A 14,937-nucleotide genomic window follows, 5' to 3' on the forward strand; every position below is an offset into this window, starting at 1 on the left:
AACGGTGTTCACCTGAACGGTGTTCACTATAGTCAGAACCGTGACTCCTCCCGCACGCAGCCGCGGCCACTCCGCCGACGACGTCGCGCGGACCGCCCTGCGCATCCTCGACGACGACGGCCTCGCCGACCTCACCATGCGTCGGCTCGCGACGCGGCTCGATGTGCAGCCGAGCGCGCTCTACTGGCACTTCCCGAACAAGCAGTCGCTGCTCGCCGAGCTCTCCGACCGGATCGTCGGGCGAGCGGCATCCCTCCTGCACGGGTCGGGGGTGGTCGCCGAAGCACGCGCGCTGCGCGACGCCCTGCTCGCCTACCGCGACGGCGCCGAGGTAGTCTCCAGCACCCTCGCGCTCGGCCTCGGTTCGCCCGCGGCGCTCGACCGCCTGACCGCCGCGGTGGCCGCCGAGGGGTTCTCGCCCGACGTCGCGACCCGCGCGGGGACGACGCTGCTGCACTTCGTCCTGGGGCACGTGTGGCACGAGCAGCAGCGACTGCAGTACGACAGCGTCGGCGTCGTCGCCCCGGGCGCGACCCCCGTCTCCGATGCCGACTTCGCCTTCGGCGTCGACCTCATCCACCGCGGACTGCACGCGTCCGCGTCGCGCCCGGCGTAGGCCGCGACGTTCTGCGCCATTTCACGTGATCTGGCCGAACGCACACGATCCGGCCGAGAGCACACGTTAGGGACGACCGCAGCGTGTGCGTTCGACTGGATCGTGTGCGCTCGGCGGGCAGCGGGGGCGTCGGGTCGCGGCCCGCACCTGACACGGCACGGCAGGGACGGCACGAGGGGCGGGACGGCGGCCGTTGGGACCGCGACGGCAGCCCGGCGAAGGCCGCGGCGTTCTGCGCCATTTCACGTGATCTCGCCGAGCGCACACGATCCGGCCGAGAGCACACGTTCGGGACGACCGCAGCGTGTGCGTTCGACCGGATCGTGTGCGCTCGACGCCCGCCGGTCCGGGCGGACACGGCGCCGGGCGCTCGGCGGGGCGCGGCGGCGGCGCGGGCAGACCCGCGTCAGCGCTGCTTCACGTCGCCGAAGAGGCGCGCCACCGGGATCAGCAGGCTCGGGCGCGCGGCGATCCACGCGGCCGCCATCACCAGCAGGGATGCCGCGAACAGCAGCAGCCCGGTCGGGTCGGTGGCGAAGGCGTCGGGGTCGACCGAGCCGCGGGCCGCGTACATGTGATTGAGGTTGCGCAGCGCCCCGGTGGCGAGCACGAGGAACACGTGCACGGCGATGAACACGACGAAGAACAGCATCACCGGGAAGTGGATGCGACGCGCCCACTCCGCGGGGAACGCGCGGTTCAGGCGCGCGGCATCCTTCGGCCAGACCCCCGACAGCCGCACGCCCGTGACGATCGCGAGGGGGGCGGCGACGAACGTGATCGCGAAGTACGACAGCTGCTGCAGGCTGTTGTAGCTGACCCAGCCGTTCTCGGTCGGCCAGTCGAGCGCGGCGTACTGCAGCGCCGCGGACACCGCGTTCGGGAACACGTCCCACGACGTCGGCACGACCCGCATCCACTGCCCCGTCGCGAACAGCAGCACGATGTAGATCACGCCGTTGGCGATCCAGAGCACGTCGATCGCCTGGTGGAACCACAGCGCCAGGCTGATGCGGCGCCGCTTGTTGCCCCGCGGCGACCAGAAGGCATCCGGTCGCTTCTGACGGCGGAACTGGAGCCCCGAGCGGATGACGAGCAGCAGGAACAGGCTGTTGAGGAAATGCTGCCAGCCGAGCCACGCCGGGATGCCGACGGGCGCCGCCGCGGGAAGCTCGGACGACCCGGGGTAGAGGTCGAGGAAACCCCGGACGGGCCCGAGCGACACCAGCACCCGTGCGATCAGCACGAGGAAGACCGCCAGCACGAGCGCCGCGAAGCCCAGCAGCAGCACGGAGCCGAGCCATTGCGCGGGAGTCAGCGCGCCGAAGACGCGCGACGACCCGCGCTGCGGGGTGCGGGGTGTGGACGCCATCAACTTCTTCGGGCCGGAGCGAGGACTGACCTCCCGACGATACCGAAACCGGCTGTCCTTCGACCGCGCGCACCACGCGCTTGGTCGACGACCCGCAGGATGATAGGCCCGGTACGGTGAGGCGGGAGGAGGACGGATGCCGAGACGCCTACCGGTCGACCCGATCGCCGAAGCCAAGCGCCAGTGGATCGCGCACGGCTGGGACGACGCCGCCGATGGCATGACCGTGGTGACGTCGGTGATCCGCGCCCACCAGTTGCTCATGGCATCCATCGAGCACGCTCTCAAGCCGCTGGACCTGTCGTTTTCGCGCTTCGAGATGCTCCGGCTCCTGGCGTTCACACGGGAGGGACGGATGCCGATGGCCAGCGCCATCGCCCGACTCCAGGTTCATCCCACCAGCGTCACGAACACGGTCGAACGTCTCGCCCGCGACGGCCTGCTGTCGCGCGAACCCCACCCGACGGACGGGCGCGCCGCGCTGCTCGTGCTGACGGAGGCCGGCCGTCGCCGCGTCAACGACGCCACGGACGCACTGAACGCGGTCTTCCGCGACCCGGGGCTCGCCCCCGCCGACGCGACCGAACTCGTGCGGATCATCGCGCGATTCCGCAAGGCCGCGGGCGACTTCGCCGACCCGTCGCCGACGCCCGAGCCGCTGTGACGCGACTCAGCGGTTCGTGAAGTTCGGCGGCCGCTTCTCGCGGAACGCCGCCATGCCCTCTTTCTGGTCGGCGGTGTCGAACAGCGCGAAGAACGCCTGCCGCTCGAACCGGAGCCCTTCGGCGAGCGTCGACTCGAGTGCCACATCGAGCGCGGCCTTCGCCGCGTACAGCGCGGGCAGGGGCTTCTCGGCGATCGTCCGGGCCACGGCATCCGCCTCGTTGAGCAGGTCGGCGGCGGGCACCACGCGCGAGACGAGTCCCACCCGCTCGGCCTCGCCCGCGTCGATCATGCGGCCGGTGAGCACCAGCTCGGCGGCCTTGTAGTACCCGAGCGCCCGCACCAGCCGCTGCGTGCCGCCCATGCCGGGGATGACCCCGAGCTGGATCTCGGGCTGCCCGAACTTCGCGCGATCGGAGGCCAGGATGATGTCGCACATGAGCGCGAGCTCGCACCCGCCGCCGAGGGCGTATCCCGACACCGCGGCGATCACGGGCGTCCGCACCGCGGCGAAGCGCCCCCACGCCCCGAAGTGGTCGGAGAGCGACATCTCGAGCCCGGACTTGCCCTCCATCTCTTTGATGTCGGCCCCCGCGGCGAACGCCTTCTCGGAGCCCGTGACCACGATCGCCCCGACGTCGGGGGCGTCGTCGAACGCCGTCGCCGCGGCCACGACCTCGGTCATGGACCTCGTGTTCAGCGCGTTGAGCGCCTCGGGCCGGTCGAGGGTGATCCACCCCACCCGCCCGCGCTGCTCGACACGGATCGTCTCGTACTCGACGGCGTGATCGGCCATGCCGCTCCCCTCGTGGTGTCCTTCCAGCATCGTCGCACGCGCCCCCGACATCTCCGAGGGGGTTCCGGACCTCAGGCGGCCAGCACGCTCCGCCCGACGATGAGCCGCATGATCTCGTTCGTGCCCTCGAGGATCTGGTGCACGCGCAGGTCGCGCACGACCTTCTCGATGCCGTACTCCTGCAGGTACCCGTAGCCGCCGTGCAGCTGCAGCGCCTCGTTCGCGACGCGGAAGCCGACGTCGGTCGCGAAACGCTTGGCCATGGCGCAGCGGGTCGCGGCGTCGGGGGCTTTGGCATCCAGGTGCTCCGCCGCGGAGTGCACGAGAAGCCGCGCCGCCTCCAGCTCGGTGGCCATGTCGGCGACGGCGAACACGACCGACTGCTTCTCGGCGAGCGGTTCGCCGAACGTGAAGCGCTCGTGCACGTACGCGACCGCGCGTTCCATGGCCCAGCGCGCCCCGCCGAGCGAGCACGCGGCGATGTTGAGGCGACCGCCGTTGAGCGCCGCCATCGCGATCCCGAAACCGCGCCCCTCGCCGCCGAGCAGGTTCTCGGCCGACACGCGCACCTCGTCGAGCACGACCTGCCGCGTGGGCTGGGCGTTCCAGCCCATCTTCTTCTCGTTCGGTCCGAACGACAGCCCCGCGGCGTCCGCCGGTACGAGGAACGCGCTGATCCCCCGCGCCCCGGGCTCGCCCGTCCGCGCCATGACGACATAGACGGATGCCTCGCCAGCACCCGAGATGAACTGCTTGACCCCCGTGAGCACGAACGTGTCGCCGTGCCGGATGGCCGAGGTGGTGATCGCCGCGGCATCCGATCCGGCGCCCGGCTCGGTGAGGCAGTAGGCGCCGAGCTGCTCCATGGCCGTGAGCCCGGGGAGCCACCGCCCGCGCTGAGCGTCGTCGCCGTACGCGTCGATCATCCACGCGACCATGTTGTGGATCGTCAGGTACGCGGTGACCGTCGGGTCGCCCGCGGCGAGCTCCTCGAAGATCTCGACGGCGAAGCGGCGCGGGAAGCCGGCGCCGCCGGACTCCTCGCGGACGCAGACACCCCCGAGGCCCAGCTCACCGGCGCGACGCAGGACGTCGCGCGGGAAGTGCTTCGCGGCATCCCACTCCAGGGCGTGGGGGGTCAGCTCGGTCGCGGCGAACTCGCGGACGGCGTCGAGGATGGCGGCGCGGTCGTCAGCGGTCAGGGCGTCGAGCGCGGGGGCAGGGGTGGCGTCCATGCGGCTCTCCATTTCGGCGACGTCGTCGTCGCGAGAGCGATTTTAGTTGGACATCCTTGTAATTACTAGGATGCCGAAGAATCAGCCCGCGGCGACCCCGAACAGCGCCCCGACCGCGTACGTCGCGCCGAGCGCGAGCGCACCGCCGATCACGGTCCGCAGGATCGCGCGACCGCGGCGCGCGCCCCCGATCCACGCCGCGAGATATCCGGTGACGGCGAGCGCGATGAGCACCGCGACGAACGTGAGCGGCACCCGCACCTCGACCGGCGCGAGCAGGATCGTCAACATCGGCAGGATCGCGCCGACCGTGAACGCCACGGCCGAGGCGAGCGCCGCCGCCCACGGGCTGACGACGTCGTCGGCGTCGATGTTGAGCTCGACGGCGAGGTGGGCTTTGAGGGCATCGGATGCCGTGAGCTCGGTCGCCACGCGCGTCGCGGTCTCGCGGCTGAGCCCCTGCGCTTCGTACAGCCCGACGAGCTCGGCGAGCTCCGCCTCGGGATCCTCCGCGAGCTCGCGGCGCTCCTTCTGGATGAGCGCGTGCTCGCTGTCGCGCTGGCTCGACACCGACACGTACTCGCCGAGCGCCATCGAGATCGCCCCACCGACGAGAGCGGCCAACCCGGCGATGAGCACGGGTCCGACCTCGCTCGTCGCCCCCGCGACACCGACGACCACGGCGGCGGTCGACACGATGCCGTCGTTCGCGCCGAGCACGCCGGCACGCAGCCAGTTCAAGCGCTGGGCGAGTCCCTGGCGGTGCGGTTCATCGGGGTGGGCTCCGGCGGGCGAATCGGTCACGCCGCAAGGTTAGCCCCGCGCGCGGGGGGACGGATCGCCAGGTGAGATCGGCGACACAGCACCCCGTGTCTTCCCACCCCGTTCACCGGACCGTCACCGCCGATCGACAGAGTGGCGGGGATCCGCGCCCCCGCACGGATCCTCTCCCCGACACCCGAGGACACAGCCATGCCTTCGTCGTTCCTTCGCCGCGCCGTCGCGTTCACCGCGACGACCGCGGCGGTGTGCGCGCTCGCCCTCACGAGCGCGACGGCGGCTTCCGCCGCCATCGTCCCCACGCCCGTCTCCGACAGCGCGCCCGGCGCGGCCATCGGCCTGACCCCGGTGGGCTCCTACGACACGAACGTGTACAAGGAGTCCGCCGCGGAGATCGTGCAGGCTTACCGAGACCGCCTGTTCGTCGTCAACGCACAGGCGGGCACCGTGACGGTGCTCGACAACAGCGACCCGAAGAACCCGACGAAGCTGTACGACATCGCCTCGGACGGCGTCGCCAACTCCATCGCCGTGCGCGACGACGGCCTGGGCGTCGTCGCCTTCGAGGCCGCGGACAAGACCGCCCCCGGTCACCTCCTGTTCTTCGACGCGAACAAGGACGATGCGGCGAGCGCCACGCTCGGCGAGGTCACGGTCGGAGCGCTGCCCGACATGGTCACGTTCTCGAAGGACGGCGCGTACGCCGTCGTCGCCAACGAGGGCGAGCCGAACGACGCCTTCACCGTCGACCCCGAGGGTTCGGTGAGCATCGTCACGCTGGCATCCACCCTCACCGCTCCCGCGCAGACGGCCGTCAAGACCGCCGGATTCCGCGCGTTCGAGCAGGGCGGTTCGAAGACGCTCGACCCGAAGGTGCGCGTGTTCGGCCCCGACGTCGCCGCGCCCGACCAGGGCTCCACGCCCCTGTCGGCCAACCGCGTCTCGCGCAACCTCGAACCCGAGTACATCACCGTCGACGGGACGGTCGCGTATGTCGCGCTGCAGGAGGCCAACGCCATCGCGACGGTCGACCTGACCAAGGCCGAGGTCACCGGCATCCTCCCCCTCGGCTACAAGGACTGGGGCGCGAGCGCGCTGGACACCAGCGACAAGGACGGCGGGATCAACATCCGCAGCGTCGCCGGCCTGAAGGGCTTGTACATGCCCGACGGCATCGCGTCGTACTCGGCGAGCGTCGCCGGCAAGGCCACGACCTACCTCGTCACCGCGAACGAGGGCGACGGCCGCGAGTGGGGCTCGTTCATCGACGAGGCCCGCATCAAGGACCTCGGCAAGAAGGACCTGGCCCCGATCTGCGAGACCTCGCCGCTCGCGGGTCGCTCGGCGGATGCCGACCTCGGACGCCTCAAGGTCGTCACCGACCTCGGCACGACCGCCGACGGCTGCTACAGCGAGCTCTACGCCTACGGCGGCCGCTCGTTCTCGATCTGGGACACCAAGGGCGCGCTCGTCTTCGACTCCGGCGACGACTTCGAGCAGAAGCTCAAGGAGGTCGCCCCCGAGCTGTTCAACGTCTCGAACGACAACAACACCGTCGACGACCGCAGCGATGACAAGGGCCCCGAGCCCGAGGGCGTGACCATCGGCGTGGTCGACGGCCGCACCTACGCCTTCATCGGCCTCGAACGGGCCGGCGGCGTGATGGTCTACGACATCACCGACCCGACGAACGCGACGTACGTCACGTACGTGAACAACCGCGACGCCTCCGCCGACGTCAAGACGGCCGCCGCGGGCGACCTCGGCCCGGAGGGCATCACGTTCGTCTCGGCGCTGCGTTCGCCCACCGGCATCCCGCTGCTGATCACCGGCAACGAGGTCTCGGGCTCGACCACCGTCTTCGAGGTGCGTCCGGCGCAGCCGAAGACCCCCGACCTGCAGATCCTGACGATCAACGACTTCCACGGGCGCCTGCTGCAGGAGTCCGGCGGAGTCGCGGGCGCGGGCGTGCTCGCCGGTGCGGTCGAGAAGTACCGCCAGCAGAACCCGAACACACTGTTCGTCTCGGCCGGCGACAACATCGGTGCGAGCGCGTTCGAGTCGTTCATCGACCAGGACACCCCGACGATCAAGGCCCTCACGGCCGCGACGCTCGACGTCAGCACGGTCGGCAACCACGAGTTCGACCGCGGCTTCGCCGATCTAACCGACCGCGTCATCCCCGAGTACGAGGGCGACCCGGATGCCGACCAGTTCAGCGACTTCGCACTCGGCGCGAACGTGTATGAGAAGGGCACGAAGACCCCCGCCCTGAAGCCGTACACGATCAAGGACGTCAACGGCACGAAGGTCGCGTTCGTCGGCACCGTCACGGAGCAGACGGCCGGAATGGTCGACCCGTCGAAGATCACGTCGATCGAGTTCGGCGACCAGGTCGAGGCGGCCAACCGCGAGGCGAAGAACGCCCGCGCCGCCGGCGCCGACATCGTGATCCTCCTCGCCCACGAGGGCTCGGAGGGCACCGACTGCACCAAGATCGCCACGGAGTCGGGAGACTTCGGCGACCTCGTCCGCAACGCCTCGAGCGACGTGGATGCCATCGTCTCGGCGCACACGCACCAGAAGTACGCGTGCGAGATCGGCGGCCGCTCCGTCATCCAGACCGGCCAGTACGGCACGAACCTCGGCACGCTCGACATCGACCTCGACGGAGCCGGAAAGCTCGTCTCGATCACGCCGGGCGTGCGTGCGCTGTACGACTCGACCGTGTCCCAGTGGGTCGCGTACCCGCAGACGCAGGTCGCGAAGATCGTGGCGGATGCCAAGGCCACCGCCGACGTCAAGGGTCAGGTCGAGGTCGGCACGATCACGACCGACATCAAGCGCGCCGTCAACGGTTCGGGCGGCGAGGACCGCGGCGCCTACTCGACGCTCGGCAACACCGTCGCCGACGTGTACCTGTGGGCCGCGAGCGAGAACCCCTCGTTCAACGGCGAGGACGCGCAGATCGCGTTCATGAACCCCGGCGGACTGCGCGCCGACCTGCTGTACGGCACCGACGACGGCTCGGTCTCGTACCGCGAGGCGGCGAACGTGCAGCCGTTCGGCAACACGCTCGTCACGCTGTCGCTGACGGGTGCGCAGCTGAGGTCGGTGCTCGAGGAGCAGTGGCAGCCCGACACCGCGTCGCGCCCGGTGCTCGCGCTGGGCGTCTCGAAGGGCTTCTCGTTCGAGTACGACCCGACCGCGGCGAAGGGTTCGCGCATCGGCGCCATCGCGCTGAACGGTACGCCGATCGACCCGGCCGCGACCTACCGCGTCGTGACCAACTCGTTCCTCGCGGCGGGCGGAGACAACTTCTTCACCTTCGCGCAGGGCACGGGCAAGACCGACTCGGGCCAGATCGACCTCCAGGCCACGGCGGAGTTCTTCGCCGCGAAGGGCACGGTCGCGCCGTCGCCGCTCGGCCGCGCGTACCTGAAGGGCACGCAGCCGATCGATGAGGGCACCGGTCCCACGCCGACGCCCACCCCGACGCCGACCCCGACCGCGACGCCGACGCCGACCGACACGCCGGTCCCTGCGCCGTCGTCGAGCGCGGGCGCCGGGTCGCAGGGAGCACTGGCCACGACGGGTACCGAGGTTCCGTGGGGCCTCGCCCTCGGCGGCGCGTTCCTGCTGGTCGCCGGTGGTCTGGCCTTCGCTCTGCGCAAGCGCCGCACGGTCTGACCCTCCGGCCCGGCAACGGCCCTCACCCTCCGGGGTGGGGGCCGTTGCGTTTCGCGTGAGATGCCAGGATTTGTCGCTCGGAGACGGCCCGAGGCGACAATTCCTGGCGACTCGCGCGAGCTCCCCCGGCTAGAAACGCCGCAGCAGAGCGGCCAGGGCCTGGCCGCCGCCGATGCACATCGTCACCACTGCGTACTCGAGGTCGCGGCGCTGCAGGTCGAGGGCGGCGCGGACGGTCAGGATCGCGCCGGTCGCCCCGACCGGGTGCCCGAGGGCGATCGCGCCGCCGTAAGGATTGACCTTCTCGGGGTCGAGGCCGCCGTCGCGGATGACCGCCACCGCCTGCGCGGCGAACGCCTCGTTCAGCTCGATGACGTCGACGTCGGCCGGCGTCAGTCCGGTCCGCTCCCAGAGCCGTTGCAGCGCGAGAACCGGGGCGTACCCCATGATCTCGGGGTCGACACCGGCGGTCGTCACGGCTTCGAGGGTGGCGAGGCCGGTGAGCCCGCGCTCGCGCACGTCCTCCTCCCGCGTGAGGACGGTCGCTGCGGCGCCGTCGTTGATGCCCGAGGAGTTGCCGGCGGTGACGGAGCCCTCCGCGGCGAAGGCGGGACGGAGCCCCGCGAGCACCTCGAGCGTCGTGCCGGGACGCGGGTGCTCGTCGACCGACACCTCGATCGGTCGCTTGCCGCCGGTGGTCACGGGCACGATCTCCTCCGCGAACGCCGCACGGCTGGCATCCAGGGCGGCCCTCCGCTGGCTCTCGACGGCGAAGGCGTCCTGCTCCTCCCTCGAGACGGAGTACCGGGATGCCACGGTCTCGGCGGTCGTGCCCATGTGCCGGCCGCTGAACGGGTCGGTGAGGATGGCGAGCGTGCCGTCGAGGAGCTTCCGGTCGCCGAGCCGCGCGTTGCCGCGAGCGCCGTAGTCGAGGAACGGGGTGCGCGACATGCTCTCGTCGCCGCCCGCAACGACGACGTCGACGCCTCCCCAGCGGAGCTCTTGAGCGCCCGACCAGATCGCCTGGAGCCCCGACCCGCACAGGCGGTTCACGGTGAAGGCAGGGACCCGGGTCGGCAGCCCCGCGGCGAGCGCGACGCGGCGGGCGTTGTACGCGTCGGGTCCGTTCTGCGCGATGCAGCCCATGACGACTTCGTCCACGGCATCCTTCGGCACGCCCGCGCGCTCGAGGGCGGCGGTCACCGCGACGGCGCCGAGCTCGTGCGCGTCGACGCCGGACAGCGCTCCGCCGAAGGAGCCGATCGGGGTGCGCGCGCCCGCGACCAGGACGATGCGGGACTCTGCCGGAGCGGCCTTCATGGGGATCCTCCAGGGGTGGAACGGAAGGGTGGCAACGGTACGCCGCGGGGCGTAATCTCCGCCACATGGACGCGGTGATCCGCACGGTGGGGCTGCGCAAGTCCTACGGTCGCACGAATGCCCTCGACGGTCTCGACCTCGAGGTGGGTCCGGGCGAGATCCACGGCTTCCTCGGCCCGAACGGCGCCGGGAAGTCGACGACGATCCGCATCCTCCTCGGGCTCGCGCGGGCCACCGGGGGGACGGCCGCGGTGTTCGGCGCCGATCCGTGGCGCGACGCGGCGCGGCTGCACCGGCGGATCGCCTACGTCCCGGGCGACGTGAACCTGTGGCCCGGCCTCTCGGGCGGGGAGGCGATCGACCTGCTCGCGCGCCTCCGCGGGGGCGGGCGGACCGTCGCGTATCGCGCGGAGCGTGCACGGCTCCTCGAGGCGTTCGAACTCGATCCGCGCAAGAAGGGCCGCTCGTATTCGAAGGGCAACCGGCAGAAGGTGGCGCTGGTCGCCGCGTTGTCCGTCCCGGCCGATCTCCTCGTGCTCGACGAGCCGACGAGCGGTCTCGACCCGCTCATGGAGGTCGTCTTCCAGCGCGAGGTGCGACGCGCCCGCGACCGCGGTGCGGCCGTGCTGCTGTCCAGCCACATCCTGTCCGAGGTCGAGCAGGTGTGCGACCGGGTGAGCATCATCCGCGCCGGTCGCATCGTCGACGACGGCACCCTCGACGACCTCCGGCATCTCACCCGCACCCAGGTCTCGTTCGCCGACCCCGGCGGCGACCTCCCGGTGCTCCCCGGCGCCCACGAGGTCGCACGCCGCGACGGGCGCGTGCACCTCACCGTCGACACCGCCGAGGTGGCATCCCTCCTCCCCGCGCTCGGGGCCGCGCGCGTCGCGTCGCTCCGGATCGAACCTGCCTCGCTCGAGGAGCTCTTCCTCCGGCACTACGGAACGCAGCCGTGAGCGGCTTCGGGCCCGTCCTGCGGGCGCGATGGCGACGGGATGCCGTGCAGTTGACGATCTGGATCGCCGGCGCCCTGCTGCTCGCCGCCTCGGCGGTCACCGGGGTGCGGGGGACGTTCCCGACCGAGACCGACCGCGCGACGCTGCTCGCGACGGCCGTGGCGAATCCGGTGGTGCTGCTCTTCCGCGGCCTGCCGTCGGGGACCGACGAGGCAGCGTTCACCGCGTTTCTCATCCTCCCGTTCGTCGCGCTGCTGGCCGCGCTCATGAGCACGTTCCTCGCCGTGCGGCACACCCGCGGCGACGAGGATTCCGGGCGCGCCGAGCTCATCGCCGCCACCCCCGCGGCGCGGACCGTCCCGCTGGCCGCGACGGTGGTGCACGGCATCCTGGCCAATGTCGTCCTGGGCGCGCTCGTGATCCTGACGTACGTCGCGATCGGGTTCCCCCCGACCGGGAGCGTCCTGATGGGCGCCGCTTCGGCGCTCACGGGCATTGCGTTCCTCGGCGTCGGACTCGTCGCCGCGCAGCTGGCGGCATCCGCGCGGACGGCGAACGCGATCGGCGTCTGGGCCGTGCTGCTCACCTATCTCGCGTGCGGGCTCGGCAACGCGCTCGGAACGCCCAGCGCCGACCTGCGACGAATGACGAGCGCGCCCCTCGCCTGGGTGTCACCGTTCGGGTGGGCCGAGAACACGCGCCCGTACGACTCGGATGCGGCGGGCACGCTGATCCCGTTCGCCGGACTGATCGTCGTCACCCTCGTGCTCGCGTTCGTGCTCTCGGGCGCCCGGGATCTGGGCGGCTCGCTCCTTCCCGCACGCCGCGGGCGCGCGGTGGCGAGCGTCGCCCTCTCGGGGCCGATCGGACTCGTCTGGCGCGAAGCCCGGGGATCCCTCCTCGGGTGGGCGGTGGGCGGAGCCATCGTCGGGGTGATGTCGACGCGTCTCGCGACCGCGATCTCGCAGATCGGCGACACGATCCCCTCGGTGCAGGCGCTGCTGCAGTCCCTCGCGTCTCAGGGGTCGCTCGCGCAGGGAGCCATCGAGGTGTTCTTCACCCTGGCCGGGGTGCTCGCCGCGTGCGCCGGCATCCAGACCGTCCTTCGCGCGCGGCAGGACGAGGCCGCCGGCCTCGCCGAACCCGTGCGCGCGGCGGGAGTCGGCCCGGTGCGCTGGGTGGGGGCGTACCTGGTCGTGGCCGTGGGCGCCGTGCTCGCGTGCCTCGCCGCCGCGACCGCGGGGGCGACCATCGGCCAGCTCGCGACCGATTCGTCGAAGACCGATCTCATCCGGGATGCCGCGGCGGCGGCGGCCGGGCAGGTGGTCGCCGCCGTGACGCTGGTGGTCATCGCGACGCTGGTCGTCGTGATCGCTCCGCGCGCGGCCACACCGGTCGGGTGGGCGCTCGTCGGCGTCGCGACCGTCGTGGGGTTGTTCGGCCCGTTGCTCGGACTCTCGGATGCCGCCGTCCACGTCTCCCCGTTCGCGGCGGCGCCGCGCATCGACGGCGATGCCCTCGACCTGCGCGGCGGCGTGTGGCTGGTGGTCGCGGTCGTCGCCGCCGCCGTGCTCGCCGGCGTGGCGGCACGGCGCCGCGAGCTGGCGCCGGAGCGCTGAGGCCCTACCCCCAGGACTCCAGCGTCTCGGGGACGGATGCCAGCGTCGCCACGGCCGCGTCCCGATCGGCGCGGGCGAGGGTCAGCGCCGCCACGACGAGCGATGCGCACACCGCGGACAGGGAGTCCACGGCATCCGGGGCGAGATCCGGCCGCCGGTCGGCCACTGCCGCGCGGATGGCGGCGCGCATCTCGGCGGTGTAGCCCGAAACCAGCGTGCGCACCTCGGCGTCGTCCGACGCGAGCGGGGACGATCCGGCGTTCAGCAGCAGGCAGCCGAGGCGGGCGCGGGGGCTGTCGGCGGCGATGGCGGCGCGCATGTCTTCGACGTACGCCTCGAGCGCGCCGGGGTCGCCGCCGCCGAGGGGGCGGAGGCGCGTGCGCACGATGTCGTCGAGATACTGCGCGAGCACCGCGTCGAACAGCCCGCGCTTGCTGCCGAACGCGTTGTAGAGGCTCGAACGGGTGAGTCCGGTGGCCTCCTCGAGCTCGGTGATGCCCGCCTCGGCGTACCCGCGCTGCCAGAACACGTCGCGTGCGGCGTCGACGACGGCGCGGCGGTCGAACGTCGGCATCCTGCCCATGGGTTTCCTTCTTCCCGGTCAAGGACTATATTAGACCGATCGTTACAAAATAACCACGCAAGGAGAGACATGCGCGCCATCGTGCACCCCCGATTCGGCGAACCGACCGACGTCCTCGACGTCGCCGAGGTCGAGACCCCCGAGCCCGGCCCCGGCCAGGTGCGGCTGCGCATCCTCCTGTCGCCGATCCACAACCACGACCTGTGGACGATCCGCGGCACCTACGGCTTCAAGCCCGAGCTCCCCGCCCGCGCCGGAACCGAGGCCGTCGGCGTCGTCGACGCGCTCGGCGAGGGCGTCGAGGGGCTCGAGGTCGGCCAGCGCGTCGCCACCGGCGGAACGTTCGGCGTCTGGGCCGAGTACGTCGTCGCCCCCGCCGCGGGCCTCATCCCCGTCGCCGACGCCCTCCCCGACGAGATGGCCGCACAGCTCGTCTCGATGCCGTTCAGCGCGATCAGCCTGCTGCACTCGCTCGACCTGAAGGCCGGCGACTGGCTCGTGCAGAACACCGCCAACGGCGCCGTGGGACGCATGGTCGCGCAGATCGCGAAGGCCCGTGGCATCCATGTCCTGGGTCTGGTCCGCCGTCAGAGCGCCGTCGACGAGCTCGCGCAGCAGGGCATCACGAACGTCGTGTCGACCGATGCGGACGACTGGCGCGAGAAGGCCCTTGCGATCATCGACGGCGGACGCGTCGTCGCCGGCGTCGACTCGGTCGGCGGCGCGGCGGCGAACGACGTGCTGTCGCTGCTGTCCGAGAACGGCACGCTCGTGATCTTCGGCTCGATGGGCGACGCGAAGCTCGAGCTGTCGGCGGGCGACATCATCTTCCGCCAGGCGACTGTGAAGGGATTCTGGGGCAGCGTCGTCAGCAAGACGATGGATGCCGAGACCCGCGGCGCCCTGTTCGGAGAGCTGTCCCGCTACCTCGCCGACGGCACCGTGACCCTCCCCGTCGCCGCGACCTTCGCGCTCGAGGACGTTCGCGACGCCGCCGCCGCGAGCTTCTCGCCGCGCGTCGGCAAGGTGCTGCTGCGCCCGTAAGCCCCTCCCGCTCGAGTGTCCAAGACACGCCGTTACGCCCCACCCGCATACGGTGTGTCTTGGACACTCGGCGTTTCGGGGCGGGCGCCGGGCGGGCGGCGTGGGCGGGGCGGGGGCGGGCGCGGGGCGCTGGCGGCCCCGGCGGGCCGGGCGGCGCCGGGGAGTTCAGTGTCCAAGACACGCGGACGGCGGCGCTCGGCATCCGCGTGTCTTGGACACTCACACCCCGCGCAACCCGCGCGAGGCCGCAGTCCGTTGCC

The 14,937-nt window shown here is 71.8% G+C and carries 12 protein-coding genes; 6 read left to right on the forward strand and 6 right to left on the reverse strand.

The features are described 5' to 3' along the window. The first annotated feature begins 40 nt into the window (after positions 1-40). Entirely contained in the window at positions 41-616 is a 576-nt protein-coding gene (locus P8R59_RS03930; protein ID WP_278102821.1) for a TetR/AcrR family transcriptional regulator C-terminal domain-containing protein, read from the forward strand. A 406-nt stretch (positions 617-1,022) separates the two neighbouring features. Here P8R59_RS03930 and P8R59_RS03935 read toward each other — a convergent pair whose 3' ends face one another. Beyond that, positions 1,023-1,988: a cytochrome b/b6 domain-containing protein gene (locus tag P8R59_RS03935; protein WP_278102822.1), complete on the reverse strand. Its 966-nt coding sequence runs from the start codon at positions 1,986-1,988 to the stop codon at positions 1,023-1,025. A 136-nt stretch (positions 1,989-2,124) separates the two neighbouring features. Here P8R59_RS03935 and P8R59_RS03940 point away from each other — a divergent pair, with 136 nt between their 5' ends. Beyond that, positions 2,125-2,652, forward strand: a complete 528-nt coding sequence (locus P8R59_RS03940; RefSeq protein WP_278102823.1) for a MarR family winged helix-turn-helix transcriptional regulator — start codon at positions 2,125-2,127, stop codon at positions 2,650-2,652. A 6-nt stretch (positions 2,653-2,658) separates the two neighbouring features. Here the strand turns inward: P8R59_RS03940 and P8R59_RS03945 are convergent, their stop codons facing one another. The 3 genes from P8R59_RS03945 to P8R59_RS03955 form a co-directional block, all read right to left on the reverse strand. Then, positions 2,659-3,447, reverse strand: a complete 789-nt coding sequence (locus tag P8R59_RS03945) for an enoyl-CoA hydratase-related protein (RefSeq protein ID WP_278102824.1) — start codon at positions 3,445-3,447, stop codon at positions 2,659-2,661. A gap of 71 nt (positions 3,448-3,518) precedes the next feature. After that, positions 3,519-4,682 carry an acyl-CoA dehydrogenase family protein gene (locus P8R59_RS03950; protein ID WP_278102825.1) on the reverse strand — a complete coding sequence of 388 codons (1,164 nt, stop codon included), beginning with the start codon at positions 4,680-4,682 and terminating at the stop codon, positions 3,519-3,521. 81 nt (positions 4,683-4,763) lie between these two features. After that, positions 4,764-5,486 (reverse strand): VIT1/CCC1 transporter family protein, encoded by a 723-nt coding sequence (locus P8R59_RS03955; protein WP_278102826.1) that lies wholly within the window; start codon positions 5,484-5,486, stop codon positions 4,764-4,766. Between the two features lie 168 nt (positions 5,487-5,654). On the opposite strand from P8R59_RS03955, the gene P8R59_RS03960 reads away from it, so the two are divergent. Further along, positions 5,655-9,152, forward strand: a complete 3,498-nt coding sequence (locus P8R59_RS03960; RefSeq protein WP_278102827.1) for a choice-of-anchor I family protein — start codon at positions 5,655-5,657, stop codon at positions 9,150-9,152. A gap of 129 nt (positions 9,153-9,281) precedes the next feature. Here P8R59_RS03960 and P8R59_RS03965 read toward each other — a convergent pair whose 3' ends face one another. Continuing rightward, complete coding sequence (locus P8R59_RS03965; RefSeq protein WP_278102828.1) at positions 9,282-10,472, reverse strand: thiolase family protein; 1,191 nt, start codon at positions 10,470-10,472, stop codon at positions 9,282-9,284. Positions 10,473-10,537: 65 nt separating this feature from the next. Between P8R59_RS03965 and P8R59_RS03970 the strand changes: the two genes are divergently transcribed. Beyond that, positions 10,538-11,431: an ABC transporter ATP-binding protein gene (locus P8R59_RS03970; RefSeq protein WP_278102829.1), complete on the forward strand. Its 894-nt coding sequence runs from the start codon at positions 10,538-10,540 to the stop codon at positions 11,429-11,431. Continuing rightward, positions 11,428-13,050 (forward strand): ABC transporter permease, encoded by a 1,623-nt coding sequence (locus tag P8R59_RS03975; RefSeq protein WP_278102830.1) that lies wholly within the window; start codon positions 11,428-11,430, stop codon positions 13,048-13,050. Before P8R59_RS03970 ends, P8R59_RS03975 begins: the two co-directional genes overlap by 4 nt. Positions 13,051-13,054: 4 nt before the next feature. On the opposite strand, the gene P8R59_RS03980 is transcribed toward P8R59_RS03975, so the two are convergent. After that, entirely contained in the window at positions 13,055-13,633 is a 579-nt protein-coding gene (locus P8R59_RS03980; protein ID WP_278102831.1) for a TetR/AcrR family transcriptional regulator, read from the reverse strand. A gap of 69 nt (positions 13,634-13,702) precedes the next feature. On the opposite strand from P8R59_RS03980, the gene P8R59_RS03985 reads away from it, so the two are divergent. Next, positions 13,703-14,677 carry a zinc-binding dehydrogenase gene (locus P8R59_RS03985; protein WP_278102832.1) on the forward strand — a complete coding sequence of 325 codons (975 nt, stop codon included), beginning with the start codon at positions 13,703-13,705 and terminating at the stop codon, positions 14,675-14,677. Positions 14,678-14,937 lie beyond the last annotated feature (260 nt).

It is taken from the genome of Microbacterium proteolyticum, from assembly GCF_029639405.1.
In the GTDB taxonomy this organism is placed as follows: Bacteria; Actinomycetota; Actinomycetes; order Actinomycetales; family Microbacteriaceae; genus Microbacterium.

Bases quoted from the DNA above. Each gene is read 5' to 3' on its own strand.
- P8R59_RS03980 (WP_278102831.1), bottom strand. From the start codon at position 13,633: ATGGGCAGGATGCCGACGTTCGACCGCCGCGCCGTCGTCGACGCCGCA.
- P8R59_RS03985 (WP_278102832.1), top strand. From the start codon at position 13,703: ATGCGCGCCATCGTGCACCCCCGATTCGGCGAACCGACCGACGTCCTC.
- P8R59_RS03965 (WP_278102828.1), bottom strand. From the start codon at position 10,472: ATGAAGGCCGCTCCGGCAGAGTCCCGCATCGTCCTGGTCGCGGGCGCG.
- P8R59_RS03960 (WP_278102827.1), top strand. From the start codon at position 5,655: ATGCCTTCGTCGTTCCTTCGCCGCGCCGTCGCGTTCACCGCGACGACC.
- P8R59_RS03950 (WP_278102825.1), bottom strand. From the start codon at position 4,682: ATGGACGCCACCCCTGCCCCCGCGCTCGACGCCCTGACCGCTGACGAC.
- P8R59_RS03935 (WP_278102822.1), bottom strand. From the start codon at position 1,988: ATGGCGTCCACACCCCGCACCCCGCAGCGCGGGTCGTCGCGCGTCTTC.
- P8R59_RS03970 (WP_278102829.1), top strand. From the start codon at position 10,538: ATGGACGCGGTGATCCGCACGGTGGGGCTGCGCAAGTCCTACGGTCGC.
- P8R59_RS03945 (WP_278102824.1), bottom strand. From the start codon at position 3,447: ATGGCCGATCACGCCGTCGAGTACGAGACGATCCGTGTCGAGCAGCGC.
- P8R59_RS03940 (WP_278102823.1), top strand. From the start codon at position 2,125: ATGCCGAGACGCCTACCGGTCGACCCGATCGCCGAAGCCAAGCGCCAG.